This window comes from Streptomyces sp. NBC_00377, from assembly GCF_036075115.1.
GTDB lineage: Bacteria > Actinomycetota > Actinomycetes > Streptomycetales > Streptomycetaceae > Streptomyces.
The window spans coordinates 6,796,885-6,822,413 of the sequence record NZ_CP107958.1 but is presented as its reverse complement, the minus strand read 5'-3'; the positions used below and the strand labels follow the sequence as shown (position 1 = coordinate 6,822,413).

Genomic DNA, 25,529 nt, shown 5'->3' with positions numbered 1-25,529 from the left:
GTACGCGGTCGTAGGCTGACTGCATGTCGACTTTCGCCAAGCGTGAACGGCTCCTGCTCGCCGACCTCTTGGAGACGGCGGGTCCCGACGCTCCGACCCTCTGCGAGGGCTGGCAGACCCGCGACCTGGCCGCGCACGTGGTCGTGCGCGAGCGCCGTCCTGACGCCGCCGGGGGCATCCTGATCAAGCAGCTCGCGTCCCGTCTGGACAAGGTGATGGAGGAGTTCGCCGCCAAGCCGTACGAGGAGCTGATCCAGCTGATCCGCACGGGTCCGCCGCGCTTCTCCCCCTTCCAGGTCAAGCAGCTCGACGAGGCGTCCAACACGATCGAGTTCTACGTCCACACCGAGGACGTCCGCCGCGCCGAGCCGGACTGGACGCCGCGCGAGCTCGACCCGGTCTTCCAGGACGCCCTGTGGTCCCGCCTGGAGCGCACCGCGCGGCTGATGGGCCGCGGCACCCCGACCGGTCTGGTGCTGCGGCGCCCGGACGGCCGTACGGCGGTCGCCAACCGGGGCACGCCGGTCGTGACGGCCACCGGTGAGCCGTCGGAGCTGCTGCTGTTCCTGCACGGCCGCCAGAGCGCCGCCGACGTGGAGCTGGACGGCGAGAAGGACGCGATCGCCAGGCTGCACGCCGCCAAGCAGCTCGGAATCTGAGAGGGCCGGACATGATCAAGGTCTCCATGACGGGCGTGTACGTCGACGACGTCGCGAAGGCCCACGCGTTCTACACGGAGGTCCTGGGCTTCGAGACGCGTCTGCACATGGAGCTCGGCGGGGGCACGCTGCTCGTCACGGTGGGCGCGCCGGAGGGGGCCCAGCAGGATCTCCAACTGCTGCTGGAACCCGGCCAGGGCCCCATCGCGGAGCCGTACCGGACGGCGCTGCGGGAGGCGGGGCTGCCGTGCATCGTCTTCTCCGTCGACGACATCGAGGCGGAGTACGAGCGGCTGCGCGGGCTGGGTGTGCGCTTCACGCAGCCGCCGCAGGACCAGGGTCCGGTCGTCGCGGCCGTCCTGGACGACACGGTGGGCAATCTGGTGCAACTGGCTCAGCCGAAGGAGTGAGGGCGGTCAGCGGGGCAGTTCGGCGCGGCGCAGGTGCCCGAAGCACAGGTTCCCTTCGCATCCGGACGAGAAAGAGCCCCGGTCTCCCTGGGGCGACCGGGGCTCTCGGGAGCGGGCGGCGTCACCTCACCGGGTGGCCCGCTTCCCGCAGCGCGTCCTTGACCTGGCCGATCCGCAGGTCGCCGAAGTGGAACACCGACGCGGCGAGCACCGCGTCCGCGCCCGCACCGACGGCCGGCGGGAAGTCGGCGAGCTTGCCGGCGCCGCCGGAGGCGATCACCGGGACCGTCACGTGCTTGCGGACGGCGGCGATCATCTCCAGGTCGTAGCCGTCCTTGGTGCCGTCCGCGTCCATCGAGTTGAGCAGGATCTCGCCCGCGCCCAGCTCGGCCGCCCGGTGCGCCCACTCGACCGCGTCGATGCCGGTGCCCTTGCGGCCTCCGTGGGTGGTCACCTCGAAGGTCCCGGCGGCGGTCCGCCGGGCGTCCACCGACAACACCAGCACCTGGCTGCCGAACCGCTCGGCGATCTCCTTGATCAGCTCCGGGCGGGCGATGGCGGCCGTGTTGACGCCCACCTTGTCCGCACCGGCCCGCAGCAGCTTGTCGACGTCCTCGGGGGTGCGCACCCCGCCGCCGACGGTCAGCGGGATGAACACCTGCTCGGCGGTGCGGCGCACCACGTCGTACGTCGTCTCGCGGTTGCCCGACGAGGCGGTGATGTCCAGGAACGTCAGCTCGTCGGCGCCCTCGGCGTCGTACACCTTGGCCATCTCGACGGGGTCGCCCGCGTCGCGCAGGTTCTGGAAGTTGACTCCCTTGACGACCCGGCCGTTGTCCACGTCCAGGCAGGGGATGACTCGTACGGCAAGGGTCATGCCGGGGACCCTCCTCGGTAGGCCTCCACCTCGACCTCGACGACGAGGCTGGGGTCCACGAGGCCGGACACGATGAGCATGGACGCGGCGGGCCGGACGGAGTCGAACAGCTCCTTGTGGGCGCGTCCGACGTCGTCCACGTCCCGTGCGTGGGTGAGGTACAGGCGGGTGCGCACGACGTCGTCGCGCCCGAGGCCCAGCTGCTCCAGCGCCGCGAACGCGACGTTGAAGGCGTTGACCGTCTGCTCGTACGGGCCGCCGCCGGCGATCTCGCCGTCCACGACCGAAGTGCACCCGGAGACCAGCACCAGGCCGTTCGGCAGCTCCACCGCGCGGGAGTACCCGAAGGTGTCCTCCCAGGGCGCGCCGGTCGTCACACGTCGTACGTCACTCACCGGGCGACCGCCTCCAGCGCCTCTTCCAGGGTGAACGCCTCGGCGTACAGGGCCTTGCCGACGATGGAGCCCTCCACGCCGAGGGGCACCAGTTCGGCGATGGCCCGCAGGTCGTCGAGGGAGGACACGCCGCCGGACGCGACGACCGGCCGGTCCGTCACCGCGCACACGTTCTTCAGCAGTTCCAGGTTCGGGCCCTGGAGGGTGCCGTCCTTGGCGATGTCGGTGACGACGTAGCGGGCGCAGCCCTCCTTGTCGAGGCGGGCCAGCGTCTCGTAGAGGTCGCCGCCGTCGCGGGTCCAGCCGCGGCCTCGCAGAGTCGTGCCCCGGACGTCCAGACCGACGGCGATCTTGTCGCCGTGCTCGGCGATGACCTCGGCGACCCACTCGGGCGTCTCCAGGGCGGCCGTGCCCAGGTTCACCCGGGTGCAGCCGGTGGCGAGGGCGGCGGCGAGGGTGTCGTCGTCGCGGATGCCGCCGGACAGCTCCACCTTGATGTCCATCGCGCCCGCGACCTCGGCGATCAGGGCGCGGTTGTCGCCGGTGCCGAACGCGGCGTCCAGGTCCACCAGGTGCAGCCACTCGGCGCCCGAGCGCTGCCAGGCGAGGGCGGCCTCGAGCGGGGAGCCGTAGGAGGTCTCGGTGCCCGACTCGCCGTGCACGAGGCGGACGGCCTGGCCGTCGCGGACGTCGACGGCGGGGAGGAGTTCGAGCTTGCTCACAGTGTTCCGATCCAGTTGGTGAGGAGCTGGGCTCCGGCGTCGCCGGACTTCTCGGGGTGGAACTGCGTGGCCCACAGCGCGCCGTTCTCGACGGCGGCCACGAACGGCCCGCCGTGCGTGGACCAGGTCACCCTGGGAGCGCGCATCAGCGGGTTGTGCACATCGAGGGACCAGTCCTGGACGGCGTAGGAGTGCACGAAGTAGAAGCGCGCGTCCGCGTCCAGTCCGGCGAACAGCTCGGAGCCGGCCGGGGCGTCGACGGTGTTCCAGCCCATGTGGGGCACGATCTCGGCCCGGAGCGGCTCGACCGCGCCGGGCCACTCGTCGAGGCCCTCGGTCTCCACGCCGTGCTCGATGCCGCGGGCGAACAGGATCTGCATGCCGACGCAGATGCCCATCACGGGGCGCCCGCCGGACAGCCTGCGGCCGATGATCCAGTCGCCGCGGGCCTCCTTCAGGCCGCGCATGCAGGCGGCGAAGGCGCCGACGCCCGGCACCAGCAGCCCGTCGGCGTTCATGGCCGTGTCGAAGTCACGGGTGATCTCGACGTCGGCCCCGGTGCGCGCGAGGGCGCGCTCGGCGGAGCGGACGTTGCCGAAGCCGTAGTCGAAGACGACGACCTTCTTGGGGCTTTTCGAGCTGTTCGGGGCGGTGCTCAATTCCACACCTCCAGCCGTACGACGCCGGCGAGGAGACACATCCCGGCGCCGATCGAGAGCAGCACGATCAGGCTCTTGGGCATCTGCTGTTTGACGAAGGAGTAGATGCCGCCGGCCAGGAAGAGGCCGACGACGATCAGGACGGTCGACAGTCCGCTCATGGCTTACAGGGCGCCCTTCGTGGAGGGGAGGATGCCGGCCGCGCGCGGGTCGCGCTCGGCGGCGTAGCGCAGGGCCCGGGCCAGCGCCTTGAACTGGCACTCCACGATGTGGTGCGCGTTGCGCCCGTAGGGCACGTGCACGTGCAGCGCGATCTGGGCCTGGGCCACGAAGGACTCCAGGATGTGCCGGGTCATCGTGGTGTCGTACTCGCCGATCATCGGCGCCATCTTCTCGGGCTCGGTGTGCACGAGGTACGGACGGCCGGAGAGGTCGACGGTGACCTGGGCGAGGGACTCGTCCAGCGGGACCGTGCAGTTGCCGAAGCGGTAGATGCCCACCTTGTCGCCGAGGGCCTGCTTGAAGGCGGCGCCGAGCGCGAGGGCCGTGTCCTCGATCGTGTGGTGGGAGTCGATGTGCAGGTCGCCGTCGGTCTTCACGGTGAGGTCGAACAGCCCGTGCCGGCCGAGCTGGTCCAGCATGTGGTCGTAGAAGCCGACGCCGGTCGAGACATCGACCTTGCCGGTGCCGTCGAGGTTGATCTCGACGAGGACCGACGTCTCCTTCGTCGTGCGCTCTACACGTCCTACGCGGCTCATGGCCTCTGCTCCTTCTTCACATCACGGACCGCGTCGAGGAACGCGTCGTTCTCTTCGGGGGTTCCGGCGGTGACCCGCAGCCAGCCGGGTACGCCGTTGTCCCGGACCAGGACGCCCCGGTCGAGGATCTGCCGCCAGACCGTGTGGGCGTCTTCGAACCGCCCGAACTGCACGAAGTTGGCGTCGGACGCCGTGACCTCGTAGCCGATCGCGAGCAGCTCGGTGACCAGCCGGTCGCGCTCCGACTTGAGCTGCTCGACGTACTTCAGCAGCGTGTCGGTGTGCTCCAGGGCGGCCAGCGCGGTCGCCTGGGTGACGGCCGACAGATGGTACGGCAGCCGGACGAGCTGGACGGCGTCCACGACCGCCGGGTGCGCGGCGAGGTAGCCGAGGCGCAGGCCGGCCGCGCCGAATGCCTTCGACATGGTGCGCGAGACGACGAGATTCGGCCGACCTTCGAGCAGCGGTAGCAGTGAGTCGCCGTGGCTGAACTCGATGTACGCCTCGTCCACGACCACCATCGACGGCTTGGCGCGCTGCGCGGCCTCGTACAGCGCGAGGACCGTCTCGGCCGGGACCGCGGTGCCGGTGGGGTTGTTGGGGGTGGTGATGAAGACGACGTCGGGCCGGCGCTCGGCGACGGCCTGCTCGGCGGCCGCCAGGTCGATGGTGAAGTCCTCGTTGCGGGGACCCGAGATCCATCCGGTTCCCGTGCCGCGCGCGATGAGCCCGTGCATCGAGTACGACGGCTCGAAGCCGATCGCGGTGCGGCCCGGTCCGCCGAAGGTCTGGAGCAGCTGCTGGATGACCTCGTTGGAGCCGTTGGCGGCCCACACGTTCGCCGGGCCGACCTCGTGCCCGGAGGTGTCCGTCAGGTACTGCGCGAGCCGCGTGCGCAGCTCCACGGCGTCCCGGTCCGGGTAGCGGTTGAGGTTGCGGGCCGCCTCGCGCACCCGCTCCGCGATCCGCTCCACGAGCGCCTCGGGCAGCGGGTAGGGGTTCTCGTTGGTGTTCAGCCGTACGGGGACGTCCAGTTGGGGCGCGCCGTAGGGGGACTTGCCGCGCAGCTCGTCCCGGACGGGGAGATCGTCGATTCCGAAGCTCACTTGCTCGTCGGTACCTTCCAGTCGAACCGCGCCTTGATCGCCGCTCCGTGGGCCGGCAGGTCCTCCGCCTCCGCCAGCGTCACCACGTGGTGCGCGACCTCGGCCAGCGCGTCCCGGGTGTAGTCGACGATGTGGATGCCGCGGAGGAAGGACTGCACGGACAGCCCGGAGGAGTGGCAGGCGCAGCCACCCGTCGGGAGCACGTGGTTGGAGCCGGCCGCGTAGTCGCCGAGGGAGACCGGCGCCCAGGGTCCGACGAAGATTGCGCCCGCGTTCTTGACCCGGTCGGCCAGTGCGGCGGCGTCGGCCGTCTGGATCTCGAGGTGCTCGGCGCCGTAGGCGTCGACCACCCGCAGGCCCTCGTCGACGCCGTCGACCAGCACGATCGCCGACTGCCGGCCGGCGAGCGCCGGGACGATCCGGTCCTCGACGTGCCTGGTGGCCGCGACCTGCGGCTCCAGCTCCTTCGCGACCGCGTCCGCCAGCTCGACGGAGTCGGTGACCAGGACGGCGGCGGCCAGCGGGTCGTGCTCGGCCTGGCTGATCAGGTCGGCGGCGACGTGGACGGGGTCGGCCGTGGAGTCCGCCAGGACGGCGATCTCGGTCGGTCCCGCCTCGGCGTCGATGCCGATCTTGCCGGCGAAGTAACGCTTGGCGGCGGCGACCCAGATGTTGCCGGGGCCCGTGACCATGTTCGCGGGGGCGCAGGACTCGGTGCCGTACGCGAACATCGCGACGGCGGTCGCGCCGCCGGCGGCGTACACCTCGTCGACGCCGAGCAGGGCGCACGCGGCGAGGATCGTCGGGTGCGGAAGGCCGTCGAACTCGGCCTGCGCCGGGGAGGCGAGCGCGATCGACCCGACGCCGGCCTCCTGCGCCGGGACGACGTTCATGACGACGGAGGACGGGTAGACCGAACGGCCACCGGGCGCGTACAGCCCGACCCGTTCGACCGGCACCCACTTCTCGGTCACCGACCCGCCGGGCACGACCTGGGTCGTGTGCGTCGTGCGGCGCTGCGCGCGGTGGACGAGGCGGGCGCGGCGGATGGACTCCTCCAGGGCCGCGCGCACGGCCGGGTCGAGCCGCTCCAGCGCCTCCGCGATCGCCCGCGCGGGAACGCGTACGGATTCCAGCCTCACACCGTCGAACTTCTCGGCGAAGTCGATCAGCGCCGCGTCACCCCGATGATGGACGGCCTCGCAGATCGGACGCACCTTCTCCAGGGCGGCCGAGACGTCGAAGTCGGCTCGGGGCAGCAGGTCGCGCAGGGCGGGTCCCTCGGGGAGGGCGTCGCCGCGCAGATCGATTCGGGAGATCACAGGCTCAATTCTCTCAGACCGGGATCGGGCGTCGTCCGCACGTATCAATGGCTGATACAGAACGTGGCCGGAATCCGGAAGATCGCCTTCGGGTCTAGCGTTCGGGGGTCGCTCGCCGGGCATGAACAGCTGTGCGACACCCGTCAGTGACGGAAGGGGTACGTGGAGTGACCGAGGGGGCCAGCATCCGTGCCGGAGACGACGCGGGCGATCTGCCGGACGACCTGACCGCCGCCGAGGCCGGCATGTGGCAGGCCTTCCGCAACGGCAGCGTGTACGACCTGAGCAGCGGGGACACGGTCGTCGACGACCCGCACGGGGGGCACCCCTGGGGCGCGTCGCGCACCGTGCGGGCGCGGATCGTCGCCTGGCTGCTGCTGGCCGGGCCGCCCGCGCTGGCCGGCCGGGTCGCCTCGCTGAAGCTGGTGGGCGTGCAGATCAGCGGCAGCCTGGACCTCGCGGGCGGCACGGTGGTGCCGTATCTGGAGATGAAGCGCTGCCGGTTCGAGCGGGAGGTGCTGCTGCCGGAGGCCCGGTTCACGACCCTGCGGATGGTGGACTGCTCGGTGCCCCGCCTGGAGGCGGCCCGGGTGCACACCGAGGGCGATCTCCACCTGCCCCGCTGCCGCTTCCACAACGGCGTGCGGCTCACCGACGCGCACATCGGCACCGATCTGCTGCTGAACCAGGCGATCGTCTACCGCGACCGCAGCGGCCGCTCGATCGCCGCCGACGGCATGACGGTCGGCCAGGACCTCCAGGCCGAGCTGCTCGAGTCGCACGGCGAGCTGAGCCTGCGCAGTGCCAAGATCGGCGTCTCCCTGAGCCTGCGCGGGGCGCGGCTGGCCAACCCGTACACGCGGCTCGCGCTGAACGCGCCCCAGCTGACGGTGGAGCGCTCGCTGTACCTGACTCCGGCCGGTGTCGGCGGCCAGGCGCTCAGCGGCACGACACCCGCGCGCGGGACGCGTATCCAGCGCTTCGAGTGCCGGGGCGGGGTACGCCTGGACGACGGGCGGTTCGGGGACGCCGTGGACCTGGAGCGGGCCCGGTTCCTGTTCACGGAGGACCAGGAACTGTCCCTGCGCCGGGTGCAGACGCCCGAGCTGCGCTTCCTCGGGGAACCACCGAGGCGCGGCAAGGTGGTGCTGTCGGGCGCCCGGGTGATCAACCTGGTCGACCGGGCCAGCGCCTGGCCCGGCCCCGGCAGCCTGCACATGGGCGGCTTCGCGTACGAGAACCTGGTGCCGCAGGGCCCGTTCCCGCTGGCCGAGCGGCTGCGCTGGGTGGCCGCGGCGACGGCCGAGTACGCCCCGGAGCCGTACGAACGGCTGGCCACCGTGCTGCGGGCCGGCGGGGAGGACGAGGACGCCCGCGAGGCACTGCTCGCCAAGCAGCGGCGGCGGCGGGAGACCCTGCCGCCCGCCGCGAAGCTCTGGGGCTATGCGCAGGACTGGACGGTCGCCTACGGGTACCGGCCGGGCCGCGCGGCGGTGTGGATGGCTCTGCTGTGGGCGGCGAGTTCGCTGGCCTTCGGGCACGCCGCCCATCCGCCCGTCGACCACGACGGGCACCCGCCCTGGAATCCCGCCCTGTTCGCCCTCGACCTGCTGCTTCCGGTCATCGACCTGGGGCAGGCCGGTGAGTGGCAGCTGAGCGGCGGCTGGCAGTGGCTGTCGGCGGCGCTGATCCTGCTGGGCTGGATCCTGGCGACGACGGTTGCGGCGGGGGCGACGCGCCTGCTGCGCCGCGGCTGACCGCGTCCGCCGGGCGGGGCCGACGACCGGTGTCCGGCGCACGCACAGACGCCTCACTGTGACCTTTTACCGCTCCTTGACCGTGTGACGTACAACTTTCGTGAGGTTGACCGCACCCTCTGGCGCTATCTGAACCTGCGGCTTTTCAATGGGCGACACCATGGCTCTGCTGCCCCCCTTCATCCGCGTCTCCCGGGCATCCAGGACGACACGGAACGCCGCCGCCCCCCACAGCGCCGCCGGGCTCCCCACCGACGACGAGGTGCTCCTCGACGTGCCCGACGACCGTCTCGGTCCCGCCCTGGTCGCCGCCGGCCTGGACGCCTACGCACCAGCCGCCCAGCTCATGGCCCACACCCGGGAACGGGCCGAGTGGGAGTACCGCGACCGGTACACGATGCGGCTGGCCTCCTTCGCGCACTCACGTCCGGAGTGGTTCGAGGAGTGGCGTGCCGCCGCTCCTCGCGACCCGGACGTCCTGCTGGTCGCCGCCCAGCTCGCGGTGGACCGGGCCTGGCGGTCGCCGGCCCGGGCCGAGCTGCTGCGCGAGGTGAGCCCGCTGATCACGGCGGCCGCGCAGAGCGACGTCCGCGACCCGGTGCCGTGGCGGATCGCCCTGGACCACGCGCGCGGTGCGCGTGCCGGGCACAAGTACTTCGGGGAACTGTGGGAGGCGGCGGTCCGCCGCGCCCCGCACCACTACGGCTGCCATGTGGCCGCCAAGCGCTATCTCGCCGAGTCGTGGCACGGCTCCCACCGGGAGTGCTTCGACTTCGCCGACCGGGCCGCGCAGGACGCGCCGGCCGACTCCCTCGTCCAGGCGCTGCCGGCCCGGGCCGCTTTCGCCTACCTGACCGACGGCTGCGGGCCGGAGGTGCCGCGCGAGCGACTGGAGGCGGCCGCCGACCGCGCCGTCGCACTGTCCGCCCGCTTCCCGTCCGTCGACCCGTGGCCGGCCGAGATCCGCAATGTGCTGACCTACGTCCTGGTCCGCCTCGGCCGTCGCGACGACGCCCTCGCGCAACTGCGCCTGATCGGCCCGTACGCGACGTCCTTCCCCTGGGGCAGGCTGTCGGACGACCCGCTCGGCCACTTCCTGGCGGTACGCGAGGAAGTGCGCTCGGGACCGTCCGGGCAGCCTGCGTGGCATCCAGGGAACGGACACGGCGAACGAGCCCGTCCCGCGGACCACTAGGCTTCTGCGTCGTGACCATCGTCCGTCTGCCGCTCTTCCCCCTGAACTCGGTGCTGTTCCCGGGACTCGTGCTCCCGCTCAACGTCTTCGAGGAGCGCTATCGCGCCATGATGCGCGACCTGTTGAAGACCTCCGAGGACGAATCGCGCCGGTTCGCCGTCGTGGCCGTCCGCGACGGCCACGAGGTGGCGCCCAGTTCACCGGGCCTGCCCGATCCGACCTCGCCGGCCGAGCGCGGTCCCACGGCCGGCTTCGGCGACGCCCCGCTGAAGGCCTTCCACGACGTGGGCTGCGTGGCCGACGCGGCGACGATCCGCGAGCGCGCCGACGGCACCTTCGAGGTACTGGCGACGGGCACGACCCGGGTGAAACTGCTGTCGGTGGACGCTTCGGGCCCGTTCCTCACGGCCGAGCTCCAGGAGCTGCCGGAGGAGCCGGGCGACGAGGCGGGCGCCCTCGCCGAGGGCGTGCTGCGCGCCTTCCGGCAGTACCAGAAGCGGCTGGCGGGCGCCCGCGAACGCTCACTGGCCACCGGGGCGGACCTCCCGGACGACCCGTCGGTGGTGTCGTACCTGGTGGCTGCCGCGATGATGCTGGACACGCCGGCCAAGCAGCGCCTGCTCCAGGCTCCCGACACGGCGTCCCGGCTGCGGGACGAGCTGACGCTGCTGCGCGCGGAGACGGCGATCATCCGCAGCCTGCCCTCGTTGCCCGCGTCGGACCTGACGCGCGGCCCGACCAGTCTCAACTGAAGGCCCGCATGGCGAAGAAGCCGAAGAAGCAGCAACAGTCCGGCGGGACCCCGGCCACGGTGGCCCTGAGCGCCGCGGGCGTGGAGTTCACGGTGCACGCCTACGAGCACGACCCGGGCCACCCGTCCTACGGCGAGGAGGCGGCCGAGGCGATGGGCGTCTCCCCCGACCGGGTCTTCAAGACCCTGGTCGCGGACGTGGACGGCGCCCTGACGGTGGCCGTGGTCCCGGTGGCCGGCTCCCTGGACCTGAAGGCCCTGGCGTCGGCGGTGGGCGGCAAACGGGCGGCGATGGCCGACCCGGCCCTCGCGGAACGCACCACGGGCTACGTCCGGGGCGGCATCTCCCCCCTGGGGCAGCGCAGGAAGCTGCCCACGGTCGTGGACGCCTCGGCCACGACCCACCCCACCATCTGCGTCTCGGCGGGCAGGAGGGGCTTGGAGGTCGAACTCTCCCCCAAGGACCTGGCCACCCTCACGGCGGCCACGTTGTCCCCCATCGCCCGGGCGTGAACCGCCCGCCCGGAGCCCGGGGGCGGGGCCGTCCGGAGGCGGGGCCGTCCGGGACACAGGCGCCGGGGACGGGAAGGGGCGCAGCTCCCGCGGACGGGAAGGCGCGGCGGGGGCGGGAGGACCGCCCGCGGCGGGGGCAGGAGGACCGTCCTACGCCATCGGCGCCCCGTATCCGTCCTTGGGCACGCCGACATCCATCTGGTACGGATCGGGATCCCTGGGCCCGAACAACGCCATGAGCCCCAGATGCACCAGCACCGCCGCGAACGACCATGCCAGCAGTGCCCCCTTCGCCCCCAGCTTCAGGGGAGCCGAGAACGTGACCCCCTTGCCGGCCGCCTGCGCATGCGCGATCACATCGGAGTCGGGCCCCAGCCACACCCCCAGCCGCCACGCCAGCAGGGACCCGAGGAGCCCCCCGAGGCCGAGAGCGATCACCAGCGGCACCCCGCCACGGCGCCGCCGGAGGAACACCGCCACCGCGCTCAAGGCGCCGCACGCCAGGGCCAGCAGAGTGAACGTGCCGTCCACGCCGATCGCCTGCTCGCCCTCGGTGTCCTTGAAGTAGACGACCCAGTTGCCGTCCGTCAGTTCACCGACGAGCGGCACCTTCGGCGCCAGCCACACCCACAGCAGCCCGAGCAGCAACCCGGCGAGCGCGACCGCCGCGGTGATCACGGCGGCTTCCCGCAGTTCGGTCTTCATGCCGGGCCCGTCCTGTCCGTACGCGACGTCGTGGGGCGCGGCCGTCCCCGCGTACCCGCCGGGCGACGGCGGCCAGGCCGCGTGTGGAGAGGGTTCGTGCGGCGGCGGAGGGGGAGTCAGCGGTGCGGTCACCCTGCCATCGTGCCAGGCCCGCCCGAGCGGCGCGTCACCGGACGGCGGCCCGGCGGTACGCCCAGGTGGCGACCGCCAGCGACACGACGCCGACACCCGCGCACACGGCGAGGTCACCGAGGACGAACGCCCAGTCGGGACTGGCCCGGAAGGTCCGGGCGAACGCCTCGACGCCGTATGTGGAGGGCAGCAGATCGCGGGCGAAGCGCACCGCCTCCGGCATCCGGTCCGGCGGCAGCACGCCCAGCAGCAGCGCAGCCGACATGCCGAGCTGTCCCAGCACCGTGGCCAGCTCGGGCCGCGGCGCGAGCAGCCCGAAGGCCGCACCGAGGCCGGACAGGGCGGCGCCGGCCAGCGGGATCACGGCCGCGAGCACCCACAGGTGGGTGAGGGGGAGTCCGAACAGCACGCACCCGAACACCGCGGTCACCAGGGTCCCGGGGACGGTGAAGGAGGCGTACGCCCCCGCCGCTCCCAGCACCACGGCCGCCGGCGGCACGGGAAGGGTCGCGTAGTGGTCCAGTCCGCCGCTCGCGCGCAACTGGCCGAAGTACTGCGCGAGCAGGTTCAGCGCCACGAAGGCGACGACGAGGACCGCGGAGCCCGCCACGACGGCCTCCGCCTCGTGGCCGCCGTCCACCACGCCCCGCATCATGATCAGGATGCCGACCGACTGGAAGGTCGCCACGAACAGCAGGGGGATGCGCGCCACCCGGGCCCGGGACAGCTGCGCCCGGTACACGGCGACCAGCGACGGCCACAGCCGGGCGCGGGGAGCCAGCTCGGCGGCGGCGCGGGGCACGGTCTGCGTGACGGCCCGGGCGCTGCCCGGCAGAACCTCGGCGGGTACGACACTCACGTGACGCTGCTCCTCTTCCCTACGGTTCTCATACCGTCCCATACGGACCCGCAGGCTCGCGCACTCACCTCGGCGCCCGGCGCTCCCGCCGTGCTCGTCCCTCCCACCGCGTTCACGCCCGCACCAGCCCCTGACGTGCCGCTCCGCCGAGCGCCAGATAGACGTCCTCCAGGCTCGGAGTGGCCAGGGTGAAGTCGTCCAAGGCGGCGAAGGCGGCCCCGCCGGTGACGGTGGCGACGACCGCGCGGGCCTCCTCGGGTGCCAGCCGCAGCGTCCAGCGGCGGCCCGCTTCCACGGCCCGCTCGCGCAGAGCGGCGACCTCGGGCACGTCCAGCGGCGCCCGCTCCCGCCACACCAGCTCGACCCGCACCTCGTCGGCGACCTGCTCCTTGAGCCCCGCGGGGGTGTCACACGCGATGACCCGGCCCTGGTCGAGCACGGCGACCCGGTCGAGGACGGTCTCCGCCTCGATGACGTTGTGGGTGACGAGCAGCACGGTCGCCCCACGCTCGGCCCGCCGCCGGTCCACGGAGGCCCAGACGGCCCGCCGGGCCACCGGGTCCATCCCCGTGGTCGGCTCGTCCAGCACGAGCAGGGGCCGCTCCCCCACCAGCGCGGTGGCGAAGCAGGCCAGCCGCCGCTGTCCGCCGGACAGCTTGCGCAGCGGCCGCCCGGCGATCGGCGTGAGACCCAGTTCGTCGAGGACGGCGTCCCGCTCCCGGCGTGCCGTGCGCACGTCGAGACCGCGCAGCCGTCCGGTGGTCTCGGCGGCCAGCGAGACGGTGAGGTCGTCGAGGGCGGTGGACTCCTGCCCGAGGTAGGCGAGGATCCGGGCGGCCCGCTCCGGATGGCGCACGATGTCGTGCCCGAGGATCTCCACACTGCCCGCGTCGGGCCGCATCAGTCCGGTCATCTGCCGGACGAGGGTGGTCTTGCCCGCGCCGTTCGGCCCGAGCAGCCCGAAGATCTCACCGCGCCGGATGTCCAGCCGCACGTCGTCGGTGGCCCGGACCTCGGGGGTCGCGGGGGTGCCGCGCCGGCCGCGGACCGCCGGATAGGTCTTGGTCAGCCCGCGCACAGCACATACGACCTCGTCCCCCTGCCGGATGGGCGGTGCCGCGCGCTTGCTCACAAAGGACGAGACTACGGGGTCGCGGACCACCGCTCGCCGTCGGGGGCGTCCCGTCCTGCCCGTTCAGTCCCCTGCCGGGGCGTGTTCGGCGGTGGTCCGTACGTCGATCTCACGCCAGAAACCCGCCCGGATGGCGTACCGGTCGTGTTCGTCGATCTGGTCGTCCTTGTGCGCGAGCAGTCCGAAGCGGGCCGCGTATCTCAGCAGCTCGCCGTCGATGCGGTGCGGGATCCGCGGGTACATCCCCGACAGCTTCTGCAGCTGGCCCTGTTCGCCCAGGCGGCCCATCCAGCGGCGGGCGAAGACCTGCCCCACCTCGTAGGGGTCGCCGCCGACGGTGGTGATGTCCTCCTCGCGGTCGGCCCAGCGCTGCTCCGCCGTGGTGAGCTGCGCGAGGGTCGGCATCGCGGCGACCTCGGAGGGCTCGGCGGCGATCCCGGGACGGTCGACCCAGCCCTTGTCGGAGGACCAGCGCAGGGTCGCGGTGGTGGGAGGCGGGGCCGCCGGGGCGCCGGGGGCGCGCAGGGCTGCCAGGTCCTTGGGGGTCGGCACGCCTGCCTTGGGGGCGGGCACGCGTTCCTGGGCGCCGTTCTCCGAGACGCCGGCCGCGGAGGCGTGCTCGACCTCCTCGGCGCTGCGCTGGGCGGCGAGCCCGGAGTCGGGCAGCGGCGCGGAGAGGATCGCGGCGATCTCGGGCCGGGGCGCGGGCTGCGGCGCGCAGTTCCCGCCGAGTTCCTTGGCGCGAACGGCCTTGGTGATCCAGTTGCGGTCCAGGACGCGCCGTTCGTCGGCCTCGGCGACCAGGTCCTCCGACTGGTTGTAGTCGCCGTCGGCGGCCTGGACGGCCCACAGGTGGACGGCGACTCCGTGCTCCTTGGCGGCCATCATGCCGGGCAGCAGATCGCCGTCGCCGGTGACGAGCACGACGTCGGAGCAGGCGCGGTTGCGGGCCAGTTCGGTCAGCTCGGCGTGCATGGCGGCGTCGACGCCCTTCTGCGCCCAGCGGCCGTCGCTGCGGGTCAGTGCGCCCAGCCGGACGGTGACCCGGGGCATCACCCGCAGTCTGCGGTGTTCGGGCTGGGGGACGCGGTCCGGGGCGCCGTCGAACCAGTAGATGCGCAGCAGTGGCCGCTCGGTCTCCGACTCGGCCTGTTCGCGCAGGCCCTGGACGAGGGCGGAGTGGTCGACGGTGATCCTCGATCGCGAGGGCTCTCCGGCGAGGAGACTTGCGGCGGCCCCCAGCAGATACCCGGCGTCCACCAGGACGATGCAGCGGTCCACACGACTCACCCTCTTTCCGGGAGGTTTGCTTCGGGCTTCCTTCGAGTCTGCCCGACTGCGCGGGGGTTAACGGCCGGAACTCGATCTTCGGCGTGGCGTTTCGGGGGCTTGCGTTCCGACAACCCCTGTTACAGACGGTAATTATCCGAAATGCGTCGTAAGTCAGCCTATGTGAATCTGGTCCCGTCTCTGGCCCCCAGATCCCCCACAGGAGGCAGATCACCATGGCCAAGAACAAGAAGCAGGATCGCAAGCAGCCGCAGTCCGCGCGTGGTCAGCAGGCGGCACAGCAGCCCTCGATGGAGTCGCAGGCCGAGCAGCACATCGTGCAGGTGACGCCCGCCGACATGGCCCGCAAGGGCCGGCAGAAGCGCTTCGGCCACAACTGACGTCCGCAACCGGCATCCGCGCGGCGGGCCGTTGCGGCTCGGACGCACCGAGGGGCGCATCCGGTACCGGATGCGCCCCTCGGTGCGTGTCTCCGCCCGGCGTCCGCCGCGATCAGCCGGCCAGGCAGGACGGGCCGAGCAGCACCTTCAGATCGCCGAACAGCGCGGGATCGGGCTTGACCCGGTGCCGGTCCAGACGCAGGACGGTCGTCTTGGTCGGGCCCTGGAGCCTGATCCGGACCTCGCTGTCGCCCCGGTGGTGGGTGAGGATCTCGCCGAGGCGGTTGATCATCGGCGGGGTGACCCGGGTGGCCGGGATGGTGAGGATCACGGGCGCGTTGGTGCCCGCGTTCGACAGGTCCGGGACCTGGAGCTCCATCGCGACGAGCCGCGGCACGTCCTCCCGCTTGTCGAGGCGGCCCTTGACGAAGACGACGGCGTCCTCGACGAGTTGGGTCGAGACGAGCTGGTAGGTCGCCGGGAAGAACATGCACTCGATGGAGCCCGCGAGGTCCTCGACGGTGGCGATCGCCCAGGCGTTGCCCTGCTTGGTCATCTTGCGCTGGAGACCGGAGATGATCCCGCCGATGGTGACGACCGCGCCGTCCGCGTGCTCGCCTCCGGTGAGCTGGGCGATGCCCGCGTCGGCCTTGTCGGACAGCACGTGCTCCAGACCGAACAGCGGGTGGTCGGACACGTACAGACCGAGCATCTCCCGCTCCTGGGCGAGCAGATACGTCTTCTCCCACTCGTCGGTCGTGAACTCGACGTCCAGTCCGAAGCCGGGCTCGCTGGTCTCCTCCTCGCCCATGCCGCCGAAGAGGTCGAACTGCCCCTCGGCCTCCTTGCGCTTGACGGCGACCACGTTGTCGATCATCGGCTCGAAGTGCGCGGTGAGGCCCTTGCGGGTGTGCCCCAGGGTGTCGAACGCGCCCGCCTTGATCAGCGACTCGGTGGTGCGCTTGTTGCACGCGACCGCCTCGACCTTGTCCAGGTAGTCGGGGAAAGAGCCGTACTTGCCCTTGGCCTTGCGGCTCCTGATGATCGACTCCACCACGTTGGTGCCGACGTTGCGCACGGCCTCGAGGCCGAAGAGGATCACGTCGTCGCCCTGCGCGGCGAAGTTGTGCACCGACTCGTTGACGTTCGGCGGGAGCACCTTGATACCCATGCGCCGGCACTCGTTCAGGTAGACGGCCGACTTGTCCTTGTCGTCCTTGACCGAGGTGAGCAGCCCGGCCATGTACTCGGCGGGGTGGTTCGCCTTCAGGTAGGCGGTCCAGTACGAGACCAGGCCGTACGCGGCGGAGTGCGCCTTGTTGAAGGCATAGCCGGCGAAGGGGACCAGCACGTCCCACAGGGCCTGGATCGCCTCGTCGCTGTAGCCGTTCTTCTTCGCGCCGGCCTGGAAGATGGTGAAGTTCTTCGCCAGTTCGTCGGGCTTCTTCTTGCCCATCACGCGGCGGAGGATGTCGGCCTCGCCGAGCGAGTACCCGGCGATGATCTGCGCGGCCTTCTGCACCTGCTCCTGGTAGACGATCAGGCCGTAGGTGACGGCCAGGACCTCCTGGAGGGGCTCCTCCAGCTCCTTGTGGATCGGGGTGATCTCCTGGAGCTTGTTCTTGCGCAGCGCGTAGTTGGTGTGCGAGTCCATGCCCATCGGGCCGGGACGGTAGAGCGCCGAGACGGCGGAGATGTCTTCGAAGTTGTCGGGCTTCATCAGGCGCAGCAGGGAGCGCATGGGGCCGCCGTCGAACTGGAAGACGCCGAGGGTCTCACCGCGCTGGAGGAGTTCGAAGGTCTTCGGGTCGTCGAGCGGCAGGGCCAGCAGGTCGAGGTCGATGCCCTTGTTGGACTTCACCATCTTGACGGCGTCGTCCATGATCGTCAGGTTGCGCAGCCCGAGGAAGTCCATCTTCAGCAGGCCGAGCGACTCGCACTGCGGGTAGTCCCACTGGGTGATGGTCACGCCGTCCGTGTGCCGCACCCAGATGGGGGCGTGGTCGACGATGGGCTCGCTGGACATGATCACGCCGGCCGCGTGCACACCCATCTGCCGGACCAGGCCCTCGACGCCCTTGGCGGTGTCGATGACCTTCTTCACGTCCGGCTCGTTCTCGTACATCGCCCGGATCTCGCCCGCCTCGCTGTACCGCGGGTGCGAGGGGTCGGTGATGCCGTTGAGGTCGATGCCCTTGCCCAGGACGTCGGCGGGCATGGCCTTGGTGAGGCGGTCGCCCATCGCGTACGGGTAGCCCAGCACGCGCGCGGAGTCCTTGATGGCGTTCTTCGCCTTGATCTTGCCGTAGGTTCCGATCATGGCGACCTTGTCGGCGCCGTACTTCTCCGTGACGTAGCGGATCACCTCGACGCGCCTGCGCTCGTCGAAGTCGATGTCGACATCGGGCATGGAGACGCGCTCGGGGTTGAGGAACCGCTCGAAGATCAGGCCGTGCGGGATGGGGTCGAGGTCGGTGATGCCCATCGCGTAGGCGACGATCGAGCCGGCCGCGGAGCCACGGCCGGGGCCGACCGCGATGCCCTGGTTCTTCGCCCACATGATGAAGTCGGCGACGACGAGGAAGTAGCCCGGGAACCCCATCTGGATGATGACGTCCATCTCGTACTCGACCTGCCGCTGGCGGTCGTCGGGGACGCCGCCCGGGAAGCGGCGGTCCATGCCCCGGCGGACCTCCTCCTTGAACCAGGTGATCTCGGTGAAGCCGTCGGGGATGTCGAACTTCGGCATGAGGTTCTTCGCCTCGAACATGCCGGTGGTGTCGATCTGCTCGGCCACCAGGAGGGTGTTGGCGCAGCCCTCCTGCCAGGCGTCCGAGGAGTCGATGGCGTACATCTCGTCCGTGGACTTCAGGTAGTAGCCGGTCCCGTCGAAGCGGAAGCGGTCCGGGTCGGAGAGGTTCTTGCCGGTCTGGATGCACAGCAGCGCGTCGTGCGCGGTCGCCTCGTGCGCGTACGTGTAGTGCGAGTCGTTGGTGACCAGCGGCGGGATGCCGAGCTTCTTGCCGATCTCCAGGAGACCGTCACGCACCCGGCTCTCGATCTCGATGCCGTGGTCCATCAGCTCCAGGAAGTACCGGTCCTTGCCGAAGATGTCCTGGTAGTCGGCGGCCGCCTTCAGTGCCTCTTCCTTCTGGCCGAGGCGCAGCCGGGTCTGGAGCTCGCCCGAGGGGCAGCCGGTGGAGGCGATGAGCCCCTCGGACCACTGGGAGATGGTCTCCTTGTCCATCCGGGGCCACTTCTGGAGCCAGCCCTCGGCGTACGCGTCCGAGGAGAGCCGGAAGAGGTTGTGCAGGCCCGTCGCGTCGGCCGCCCAGATGGTCTTGTGGGTGTAGCCGCCGGAACCGGAGACGTCGTCGCGCTTCTGGTGCGGCTGGCCCCACTGGATCTTGCGTTTGTTGCGGCGCGACTCGGGGGCGACATACGCCTCGATCCCGATGATCGGGGTGACTCCGGCCTTCTTCGCGGTGTGGAAGAAGTCGTACGCCCCGTGCAGGTTGCCGTGGTCGGACATGGCGATGTGGGTCATGCCCATCTCGTTGCACGCGTCGAACATGTCCTTGAGCCGCGCGGCACCGTCCAGCAGCGAGTACTGGGTGTGGACGTGCAGGTGCGTGAACGGCGGCTTTGACACGGCTGCGGCCTCCAAGGGGAACATGGGTCGACTGGTGTCCCACCGGTTGCGGACACTCCGGGGGACAGCGTCGAAGTCTATGCCTGACGACTGACACCGCGGCCGCTTCCCCGCGTACCTTCACCGGAGGGAAACGGGCACTCCCGCGTACCTTCTTCCGTTGGAGACGACAGAGACGCTGTCGTACATGTCATGCACCAGGAGGCACCCAGCGATGTCGGTTCCGCAGCTCAACGACGAGCACCGCGGCGAGGAGATCCTCGCCGTCTTCGACACCGCGTTCGGCGAGCTCCTGGCCGCCGACCCGGCCGCGTTCCGGGTGAAGTTCCGCAAGATGGCGGCCTCCGCGTTCGCGTTCTACCGGGGCACCGCGGGCCTCTTCTACCACGATCTCGACGCCGAGAAGCGGGGCGGCCCGTTCCTCGACGAGCGCACCTCGCGCGTGTGGATCCACGGCGACCTGCACGCGGAGAACTTCGGCACGTACATGGACGCCACGGGCCGGCTGATCTTCAACGTCAACGACTTCGACGAGGCGTACGTCGGCCCCTTCACCTGGGACCTGAAGCGCTTCTCCGCCTCCGTCGCCCTCATCGGGTACGCGAAGGCGCTCGGCGACGCCCAGATCAGCGAGCTGGTGGAGGTGTACGCGGACGCGTACCGCGAGCGCATCCACGCGCTGGCCACCGGCGCCAAGAGCGACGAGGTGCCGCCGTTCACGCTGGACACCGCGCAGGGCCCGCTCCTGGACGCGCTGCGCGACGCCCGCTCGCTGACCCGCTTCGGGCTGCTGGACTCGATGACGGAGATCCGGGACTTCGAGCGCCGCTTCGCGCCGGGGGGCGGCTCCATCGAGCTGGACGCGGCCACCCGCTACAAGGTCCTGGCGGCCTTCGACGGCTATCTGGAGACGCTGCCGGAGACCTCGCTGGCCCGCCCTGACTCCTACCGCGTGAAGGACGTCGTCGGCCGTCGCGGGATCGGCATCGGCTCGGCCGGTCTGCCCTCGTACAACATCCTGCTGGAGGGCCACAGCGACGCCCTGGAGAACGACGTCGTGATCTACATCAAGCAGGCCCAGACGCCGGCCGTCTCGCGGCACATCACCGATCCGTCGATCCGCGACTACTTCCAGCACGAGGGCCACCGCACGGTGATCTCCCAGCGCGCCCTCCAGCAGCACGCGGACCCGTGGCTGGGCTGGACCGAGCTCGGCGGGGCCGGCCAGCTGGTCGCCGAGGTCTCGCCGTACGCCGTCGACCTGGACTGGGGTGACATCGACGACCCGGAGGAGATCGCGGGCGTCGTCGCCGACCTGGGCCGGGCCACGGCGACCATGCACGCGGCGGCGGACGACACCTCGGGCGAGTCCCTGGTCCCCTTCTCCACCGAGCGGGCCATCGACGCGGCGATCGCGGCCGACGAGGAGGGCTTCGCGCCTCTCCTGGTCGACTTCGCCCACAGTTACGGCGCACGCGCGCGTGCCGACCACCAGGTTTTCGTCGACCTGTTCCGCAACGGCCGGATTCCGGGTCTGTGACGGTCAGCCTTCTCACAGGGACCCTTTAGGGGTCTCCTACGGGAGCACGTGACACACTCTCCTCCGCTATGGACATATCCGGGACCCGCCTCAGAGCCGTACGCGCGGCGCTGTTCACGGCATGCGTCGTGACGCTCAGCACCGCGTCGCACGTGCTGCTGTCCCGGGCCCCGCTGCCGCTCAACACGGTGGCCGCCGTCACGGCCGCCGTGTTCGCCCTCGCGTACGCGCTGGCCGGCCGCGAGTGCGGGTTCGGGCGGATCGCCGCCCTGCTGATTCCGCTGGAGCTGGCGGCCGACACCGTCTTCACCACCGGCCAGCACGTCTGCTACGGCCGTGCGGGCGGCCCGGTCGCCGGCCCGCTCGCCTCGGTCGGCTGGGACGTGCTGTGCGGTGACGGCACCGCAGTCGGCACCCCGCTGGCCCAGGTCACCGGCACCGACACCGACAGGCTCGGCGGGCTCCTCGCCCATGCCGACCCGGCCACGGCGTGGCTGCTGCTCGCCGCGCACGTCGGCGTCGGGCTGATCGCGGCCGCCTGGCTGCGCCGGGGCGAGCGGGCGCTGGCCCAGCTGCTGCGCGCGGCCACCGCGACCACCTTCCGGCCGCTGCTGCTGGCCGTCGCCGCCGTGACGGTGCGACGCGCCCCGGCGGCCCGCCGCCTGCCGCGGCCCACGCGCCGTACGGCCACCGTCCGTGAGCGGTTCCTCGTGCACTCCGTGGGACGGCGTGGACCGCCGTGCTCGCCCGCCGCGGTCTGAACGCACCGGCGCGTCCGTACGGGCCGGCACCTCTGCCCAGACCGGGACGTCTGCCCAGACCGGGCAGCTGAGCACCGTCTCAGTCCCTCGGTCCCCACACGAACTTCCGCGTACGACGAGTGCGCGTCCATCAGGAGAACACCATGAGCAAGCGGAACAGCGCGGCATCGAAGACGGCGGCCCGGGAGCGGCTGCGCATCGAGCGCGAGCGCGAGGCCAAGCGCGCCAAGGTCAGGCGGCAGATCATCGTCGCCTGCTCGGTCGTCGGCGTGCTGGCCCTGGCCGGCGGCATAGGTTACGCCGTCGTCCAGGCGAACAAGCCCAGCTACTGGGACGCGGCGAAGGACGCCAAGGTCGTCGCTCCCGCCAACACGACGGGTTCCGAGGGCACGACCGTCGTCATCGGCAAGAGCACCGCGAAGAAGACCCTCAAGATCTACGAGGACCCGCGCTGCCCGGTGTGCGCCCAGTTCGAGCAGACCGTCGGCCCGACGGTGAAGAAGGACATCGACGCCGGCAAGTACAAGTTCCAGTACGTCGGCGCCACGTTCATCGACAACAAGGACAACGGCGAGGGCTCCAAGAACGCGCTGAGCGCTCTGGGCGCCGCTCTGAACGTCAGCCCTGAGGCGTTCCTCGAGTACAAGACCGCGCTGTACTCGGCGAAGTGGCACCCGGACGAGACGACCGACAAGTTCAAGGACGACGCGTACCTCATCAAGGTGGCGGACACCGTCACCGCGCTGAAGGGCAACACGAAGTTCCAGGACGCGGTCAAGAAGGGCACCTACGACGCCTGGGCGATGGCCATGTCGAAGACGTTCGACGACAACAAGGAAGGCGTGAACGGCACGCCGGGCTTCGTCATGGACGGCAAGCAGCTCAACGGCGGCAACCCGCTGCTGACGGTGGCCGACTTCGAGAAGGTCGTGGGCGAGGCCCTCAAGGGCTGACACCGGCGCGGAGTCGGGGCCTCCGGGTGAAGAGCGGGCGAACTTTCCGAGTTCGCCCGCTCTCGCCATGTACCGATCAGTAACCTGATCGGTCGTGACCAGTCGATACAGATCATCCGAGGCGCCTCAGGGCCCCAACTCCCTTTCACCCCGCCGCCGTACGGTCGTCAAGGCCGCGGCGGCGACCGCCGTCCTGGCCGGCCCGCTCGCCGCCGCCCTCCCGGCCCGCGCCGCCGCGGACACTCCGGCCTTCCTGCACGGTGTCGCCTCGGGCGACCCGCTGCCCGACGGTGTCCTGCTGTGGACCCGGGTGACGCCCGGCCCCGAGGCGATACCCGGCTCCGGGCTCGGCCCGGACACCGAGGTGGGCTGGGTCGTCGCCACGGACAGGGGCCTGACGAACATCGTCGCCAAGGGCTCCGTCACCGCGACCGCCGCGACCGACCACACGGTCAAGGCCGACGTCCGCGGCCTGGCGCCCGCCACCGACTACTACTTCCGCTTCTCGGCCGGCGGCACGGACTCCCCGGCGGCGCGTACCCGCACCGCGCCGGCGGCGGACGCCACCGTGACCGGCCTGCGCTTCGGCGTGGTCTCCTGTGCGAACTGGGAGGCCGGCTACTTCTCCTCGTACCGTCACCTCGCGGCCCGCGGCGACCTGGACGCCTGGCTGCACCTCGGCGACTACATCTACGAGTACGGCACCGGCGAGTACGGGACGCGCGGGACCGTCGTACGGCAGACGGCGCCCACCCACGAGATCCTCACCCTCGCCGACTACCGGATCCGGCACGGCAAGTACAAGACCGACCCCGACCTCCAGGCCCTGCACGCGAAGGCGCCGGTCGTCGCGATCTGGGACGACCACGAGTTCGCCAACGACACCTGGTCGGGCGGCGCCGAGAACCACACCGAGGGAACCGAGGGCGCCTGGCCGGCCCGTCAGGCGGCCGCCAAGCAGGCCTACTTCGAGTGGATGCCGGTCCGTCCGGCCATCGCCGGCACCACCTACCGCAGGCTGCGCTTCGGGAAACTCGCCGATCTGTCCCTGCTGGACCTGCGGTCCTTCCGCTCGCAGCAGGTCGCCGTCGGCAAGGGCGCCGTGGACGACCCGGAGCGCACGATCACCGGCCGCGCCCAGCTCGACTGGCTGAAGTCCGGACTGAAGGCGTCCGACACGGCCTGGCGGCTGGTCGGCAACTCGGTGATGATCTCGCCGTTCGCGATCGGCTCGCTCTCCGCCGACCTGCTCAAGCCGCTCGCCAAGCTGCTCGGTCTGCCGCAGGAGGGCCTCGGCCTCAACACCGACCAGTGGGACGGCTACACCGACGACCGCCGCGAGCTCCTCGCCCATCTGCGCTCGAACGCCATCCGCAACACCGTCTTCCTGACCGGTGACATCCACATGGCGTGGGCCAACGACGTGCCGGTGGACGCCGGGACGTACCCGCTGTCGGCCTCGGCGGCGACGGAGTTCGTGGTCACCTCGGTGACCTCCGACAACCTCGACGACATCGTGAAGGTCCCCGAGGGCACGCTCACCGCGATCGCCTCCCCGATCATCCGGGCCGCGAACCGGCACGTCCACTTCGTCGACACCGACCGCCACGGCTACGGCGTCCTGGACATCACCGCCGAGCGCGCGCAGATGGACTACTACGTTCTGTCGGACCGCGCGAATCCGAAGGCGACCTCGGCCTGGTCCCGTTCGTACCGCACGCTCAGCGGCACACAGAAGGTCGAGCGCACCTACGACCCGGTGTAGAAAACAATTCCGGGTGAGCCGGAGAGGATCTTGATAGCGTCGCCAGCGTTGTCGGATCGTCACACTGACGGCCCGTCAGTTCCGTCACGATTGGAGTCACATGGCCACCCCCCAGAGTGTCCTGACGAAGACCGCCGTGCTCGGCGCCGCCCTTGCCCTCGCCGGACTCACCGCCACCTCCGCCGAAGCGGCGGAGGTCACAGCGGCTGCGGCACCGGCATACGTCAACCTGACGACGGCCGAGAGCTCTCCCATATACGCCGAGCCCACGTCGTCGTCGACGAGGTACCGCACGGAGCCGAGGGGCACCACCCTGCGGATCCAGTGCTCGACCACCAAGACGCCGTCCGGTGCACGGTGGTTCAGGATCTACAACTCCCTGCCCACCTCGTGGGTGTGGTCGGGGCACTTCCCGTCACAGGTGCACCCGCCCAAGGAGTGCTTCCCGGGCTAGGTTCCGCGAGGCACCGCCAGGTCCGCGACGCACCGGCCAGGCCGGCGGTCGTGGTCGGCCGGAGGTGAACAGAGGGGGCCCGGGTCGTCGGCGGACGGCCCGGGCCCCCTCCGTCGCGCCCCGGCCCCCCGGTGCGGCGACCGCTACAGCGTCTCGAGGAAGCCGGCCGCCACCCGCCAGGTGGCCTCGGCCGCCTCCTCGTCGTAGTCGGGCAGCTCGGGGTCGGTGTACAGGTGCCCGGCACCCGCGTACCGGTAGACCTCCACATCGGCGCCCGCTCTGCCCATCTGGAGGTACCAGGCGCTCAGCCAGTCGTCCGTCTCGAACGGATCCGGCTCCGCGACATGCAGCTGCACCGGGAGGCCGTCCACCGAGACGTTCGGCGCCAGGTCCGAGGTGCCGTGCAGGAGGAGCAGACCACGCGCCTTCGCGTCGCCGAGGGCGAGGGTCTGCGCGACCGACGCGCCGAGCGAGAACCCGGCGTACACCAGCCCGCGCTCGGAGTAGGGCGCGGCCGCCAGGACCGCCCTCTTCAGCAGCTCGTCCTTGCCGATCTCCTCGTTGTACGCCATGCCCTCCTCGACCGTGTCGAACGTGCGCCCCCCGAAGAGGTCCGGCGTCCGGACCTCGTGCCCGGCGGCACGCAGCCGGTCCGCCGCGGCGCGCACCGCGGGCCGCAGACCGTAGGTCGAGTGAAAGAGCATGATGTTCATGAGCCCATGGTGCCAGCCCGCGCCGACAGCGCCGCGCGTGCGCCTCCTCACAAAAACCACAGGTTCAAG

At 71.2% G+C, this 25,529-nt stretch carries 26 protein-coding genes; 12 read left to right on the top strand and 14 right to left on the bottom strand.

Going from position 1 to position 25,529, the window contains the following annotated elements:
• Positions 1 to 23: 23 nt before the first annotated feature.
• Positions 24 to 659 carry a TIGR03085 family metal-binding protein gene (locus OHS71_RS30255; protein WP_328482494.1) on the top strand — a complete coding sequence of 212 codons (636 nt, stop codon included), beginning with the start codon at positions 24 to 26 and terminating at the stop codon, positions 657 to 659.
• Positions 660 to 670: 11 nt separating this feature from the next.
• On the top strand, positions 671 to 1,069 hold the full coding sequence (locus OHS71_RS30250) for a VOC family protein (RefSeq protein ID WP_328482493.1): 399 nt from the start codon (positions 671 to 673) through the stop codon (positions 1,067 to 1,069).
• Between the two features lie 121 nt (positions 1,070 to 1,190).
• Here the strand turns inward: OHS71_RS30250 and hisF are convergent, their stop codons facing one another.
• From hisF to hisD, 8 genes are read right to left on the bottom strand one after another with little or no spacing between them, the layout of a single operon-like run.
• Positions 1,191 to 1,946, bottom strand: coding sequence for an imidazole glycerol phosphate synthase subunit HisF (gene hisF, locus OHS71_RS30245; RefSeq protein ID WP_328482492.1), 756 nt, complete (start codon positions 1,944 to 1,946; stop codon positions 1,191 to 1,193).
• Positions 1,943 to 2,341, bottom strand: coding sequence for a RidA family protein (locus OHS71_RS30240; RefSeq protein WP_328482491.1), 399 nt, complete (start codon positions 2,339 to 2,341; stop codon positions 1,943 to 1,945). The genes hisF and OHS71_RS30240 overlap by 4 nt, the downstream gene beginning before the upstream one ends.
• Positions 2,338 to 3,063, bottom strand: coding sequence for a bifunctional 1-(5-phosphoribosyl)-5-((5-phosphoribosylamino)methylideneamino)imidazole-4-carboxamide isomerase/phosphoribosylanthranilate isomerase PriA (gene priA, locus OHS71_RS30235; RefSeq protein ID WP_314222596.1), 726 nt, complete (start codon positions 3,061 to 3,063; stop codon positions 2,338 to 2,340). The genes OHS71_RS30240 and priA overlap by 4 nt, the downstream gene beginning before the upstream one ends.
• Complete coding sequence (hisH, locus tag OHS71_RS30230) at positions 3,060 to 3,728, bottom strand: imidazole glycerol phosphate synthase subunit HisH (protein WP_398150750.1); 669 nt, start codon at positions 3,726 to 3,728, stop codon at positions 3,060 to 3,062. The genes priA and hisH overlap by 4 nt, the downstream gene beginning before the upstream one ends.
• Entirely contained in the window at positions 3,719 to 3,883 is a 165-nt protein-coding gene (locus OHS71_RS30225; protein ID WP_328482489.1) for a hypothetical protein, read from the bottom strand. The genes hisH and OHS71_RS30225 overlap by 10 nt, the downstream gene beginning before the upstream one ends.
• A 3-nt stretch (positions 3,884 to 3,886) precedes the next feature.
• Positions 3,887 to 4,480: an imidazoleglycerol-phosphate dehydratase HisB gene (gene hisB, locus OHS71_RS30220; RefSeq protein WP_328482488.1), complete on the bottom strand. Its 594-nt coding sequence runs from the start codon at positions 4,478 to 4,480 to the stop codon at positions 3,887 to 3,889.
• Entirely contained in the window at positions 4,477 to 5,586 is a 1,110-nt protein-coding gene (locus tag OHS71_RS30215) for a histidinol-phosphate transaminase (protein ID WP_328482487.1), read from the bottom strand. Before OHS71_RS30215 ends, hisB begins: the two co-directional genes overlap by 4 nt.
• Positions 5,583 to 6,908 carry a histidinol dehydrogenase gene (hisD, locus tag OHS71_RS30210; RefSeq protein WP_328482486.1) on the bottom strand — a complete coding sequence of 442 codons (1,326 nt, stop codon included), beginning with the start codon at positions 6,906 to 6,908 and terminating at the stop codon, positions 5,583 to 5,585. The genes OHS71_RS30215 and hisD overlap by 4 nt, the downstream gene beginning before the upstream one ends.
• Before the next feature lie 167 nt (positions 6,909 to 7,075).
• Here hisD and OHS71_RS30205 point away from each other — a divergent pair, with 167 nt between their 5' ends.
• The 4 genes from OHS71_RS30205 to ybaK all read left to right on the top strand — a co-directional run bounded on the left by OHS71_RS30205 (position 7,076) and on the right by ybaK (position 11,124).
• Positions 7,076 to 8,665 (top strand): oxidoreductase, encoded by a 1,590-nt coding sequence (locus tag OHS71_RS30205; RefSeq protein WP_328482485.1) that lies wholly within the window; start codon positions 7,076 to 7,078, stop codon positions 8,663 to 8,665.
• Between the two features lie 148 nt (positions 8,666 to 8,813).
• Positions 8,814 to 9,860: a hypothetical protein gene (locus OHS71_RS30200; RefSeq protein ID WP_328482484.1), complete on the top strand. Its 1,047-nt coding sequence runs from the start codon at positions 8,814 to 8,816 to the stop codon at positions 9,858 to 9,860.
• 11 nt (positions 9,861 to 9,871) lie between these two features.
• Positions 9,872 to 10,612: an LON peptidase substrate-binding domain-containing protein gene (locus OHS71_RS30195; RefSeq protein ID WP_328482483.1), complete on the top strand. Its 741-nt coding sequence runs from the start codon at positions 9,872 to 9,874 to the stop codon at positions 10,610 to 10,612.
• Between the two features lie 8 nt (positions 10,613 to 10,620).
• Positions 10,621 to 11,124 carry a Cys-tRNA(Pro) deacylase gene (gene ybaK, locus OHS71_RS30190; RefSeq protein WP_328482482.1) on the top strand — a complete coding sequence of 168 codons (504 nt, stop codon included), beginning with the start codon at positions 10,621 to 10,623 and terminating at the stop codon, positions 11,122 to 11,124.
• Positions 11,125 to 11,274: 150 nt separating this feature from the next.
• Here the strand turns inward: ybaK and OHS71_RS30185 are convergent, their stop codons facing one another.
• From OHS71_RS30185 to OHS71_RS30170, 4 genes are all read right to left on the bottom strand, one after another.
• Complete coding sequence (locus OHS71_RS30185; protein ID WP_328482481.1) at positions 11,275 to 11,961, bottom strand: DUF2567 domain-containing protein; 687 nt, start codon at positions 11,959 to 11,961, stop codon at positions 11,275 to 11,277.
• A gap of 34 nt (positions 11,962 to 11,995) precedes the next feature.
• Positions 11,996 to 12,820, bottom strand: coding sequence for an ABC transporter permease (locus tag OHS71_RS30180; RefSeq protein ID WP_328482480.1), 825 nt, complete (start codon positions 12,818 to 12,820; stop codon positions 11,996 to 11,998).
• Between the two features lie 112 nt (positions 12,821 to 12,932).
• Positions 12,933 to 13,952 (bottom strand): ABC transporter ATP-binding protein, encoded by a 1,020-nt coding sequence (locus OHS71_RS30175; RefSeq protein ID WP_328482479.1) that lies wholly within the window; start codon positions 13,950 to 13,952, stop codon positions 12,933 to 12,935.
• A 63-nt stretch (positions 13,953 to 14,015) separates the two neighbouring features.
• Complete coding sequence (locus OHS71_RS30170) at positions 14,016 to 15,233, bottom strand: NYN domain-containing protein (protein WP_328482478.1); 1,218 nt, start codon at positions 15,231 to 15,233, stop codon at positions 14,016 to 14,018.
• Positions 15,234 to 15,457: 224 nt separating this feature from the next.
• On the opposite strand from OHS71_RS30170, the gene OHS71_RS30165 reads away from it, so the two are divergent.
• On the top strand, positions 15,458 to 15,622 hold the full coding sequence (locus OHS71_RS30165) for a hypothetical protein (protein ID WP_328482477.1): 165 nt from the start codon (positions 15,458 to 15,460) through the stop codon (positions 15,620 to 15,622).
• A gap of 112 nt (positions 15,623 to 15,734) precedes the next feature.
• Here OHS71_RS30165 and dnaE read toward each other — a convergent pair whose 3' ends face one another.
• Complete coding sequence (dnaE, locus tag OHS71_RS30160) at positions 15,735 to 19,274, bottom strand: DNA polymerase III subunit alpha (RefSeq protein WP_328482476.1); 3,540 nt, start codon at positions 19,272 to 19,274, stop codon at positions 15,735 to 15,737.
• A 214-nt stretch (positions 19,275 to 19,488) separates the two neighbouring features.
• Between dnaE and OHS71_RS30155 the strand changes: the two genes are divergently transcribed.
• The 5 genes from OHS71_RS30155 (at position 19,489) to OHS71_RS30135 (ending at position 24,747) form a co-directional block, all read left to right on the top strand.
• Entirely contained in the window at positions 19,489 to 20,814 is a 1,326-nt protein-coding gene (locus OHS71_RS30155) for a DUF2252 domain-containing protein (RefSeq protein WP_328482475.1), read from the top strand.
• Positions 20,815 to 20,882: 68 nt separating this feature from the next.
• Entirely contained in the window at positions 20,883 to 21,575 is a 693-nt protein-coding gene (locus OHS71_RS30150; RefSeq protein ID WP_328482474.1) for a hypothetical protein, read from the top strand.
• Positions 21,576 to 21,718: 143 nt separating this feature from the next.
• Positions 21,719 to 22,528, top strand: a complete 810-nt coding sequence (locus OHS71_RS30145) for a thioredoxin domain-containing protein (protein WP_328482473.1) — start codon at positions 21,719 to 21,721, stop codon at positions 22,526 to 22,528.
• Between the two features lie 94 nt (positions 22,529 to 22,622).
• A complete protein-coding gene (locus tag OHS71_RS30140) occupies positions 22,623 to 24,293 on the top strand; it encodes an alkaline phosphatase D family protein (protein ID WP_328482472.1) in 1,671 nt (556 codons plus the stop codon).
• A gap of 100 nt (positions 24,294 to 24,393) precedes the next feature.
• Positions 24,394 to 24,747, top strand: a complete 354-nt coding sequence (locus tag OHS71_RS30135) for a hypothetical protein (protein ID WP_328482471.1) — start codon at positions 24,394 to 24,396, stop codon at positions 24,745 to 24,747.
• 143 nt (positions 24,748 to 24,890) lie between these two features.
• On the opposite strand, the gene OHS71_RS30130 is transcribed toward OHS71_RS30135, so the two are convergent.
• The gene (locus tag OHS71_RS30130) at positions 24,891 to 25,460 is read right to left on the bottom strand and encodes a dienelactone hydrolase family protein (RefSeq protein ID WP_328482470.1); all 570 of its coding nucleotides are present in this window, start codon (positions 25,458 to 25,460) and stop codon (positions 24,891 to 24,893) included.
• Positions 25,461 to 25,529 lie beyond the last annotated feature (69 nt).

Coding starts and splice junctions, on each gene's coding strand:
- OHS71_RS30255 (WP_328482494.1), top strand. CDS start 24: ATGTCGACTTTCGCCAAGCGTGAACGGCTCCTGCTCGCCGACCTCTTG.
- OHS71_RS30250 (WP_328482493.1), top strand. CDS start 671: ATGATCAAGGTCTCCATGACGGGCGTGTACGTCGACGACGTCGCGAAG.
- hisF (WP_328482492.1), bottom strand. CDS start 1,946: ATGACCCTTGCCGTACGAGTCATCCCCTGCCTGGACGTGGACAACGGC.
- OHS71_RS30225 (WP_328482489.1), bottom strand. CDS start 3,883: ATGAGCGGACTGTCGACCGTCCTGATCGTCGTCGGCCTCTTCCTGGCC.
- hisB (WP_328482488.1), bottom strand. CDS start 4,480: ATGAGCCGCGTAGGACGTGTAGAGCGCACGACGAAGGAGACGTCGGTC.
- OHS71_RS30200 (WP_328482484.1), top strand. CDS start 8,814: ATGGGCGACACCATGGCTCTGCTGCCCCCCTTCATCCGCGTCTCCCGG.
- ybaK (WP_328482482.1), top strand. CDS start 10,621: ATGGCGAAGAAGCCGAAGAAGCAGCAACAGTCCGGCGGGACCCCGGCC.
- OHS71_RS30165 (WP_328482477.1), top strand. CDS start 15,458: ATGGCCAAGAACAAGAAGCAGGATCGCAAGCAGCCGCAGTCCGCGCGT.
- OHS71_RS30155 (WP_328482475.1), top strand. CDS start 19,489: ATGTCGGTTCCGCAGCTCAACGACGAGCACCGCGGCGAGGAGATCCTC.
- OHS71_RS30150 (WP_328482474.1), top strand. CDS start 20,883: ATGGACATATCCGGGACCCGCCTCAGAGCCGTACGCGCGGCGCTGTTC.
- OHS71_RS30145 (WP_328482473.1), top strand. CDS start 21,719: ATGAGCAAGCGGAACAGCGCGGCATCGAAGACGGCGGCCCGGGAGCGG.
- OHS71_RS30135 (WP_328482471.1), top strand. CDS start 24,394: ATGGCCACCCCCCAGAGTGTCCTGACGAAGACCGCCGTGCTCGGCGCC.
- OHS71_RS30130 (WP_328482470.1), bottom strand. CDS start 25,460: ATGAACATCATGCTCTTTCACTCGACCTACGGTCTGCGGCCCGCGGTG.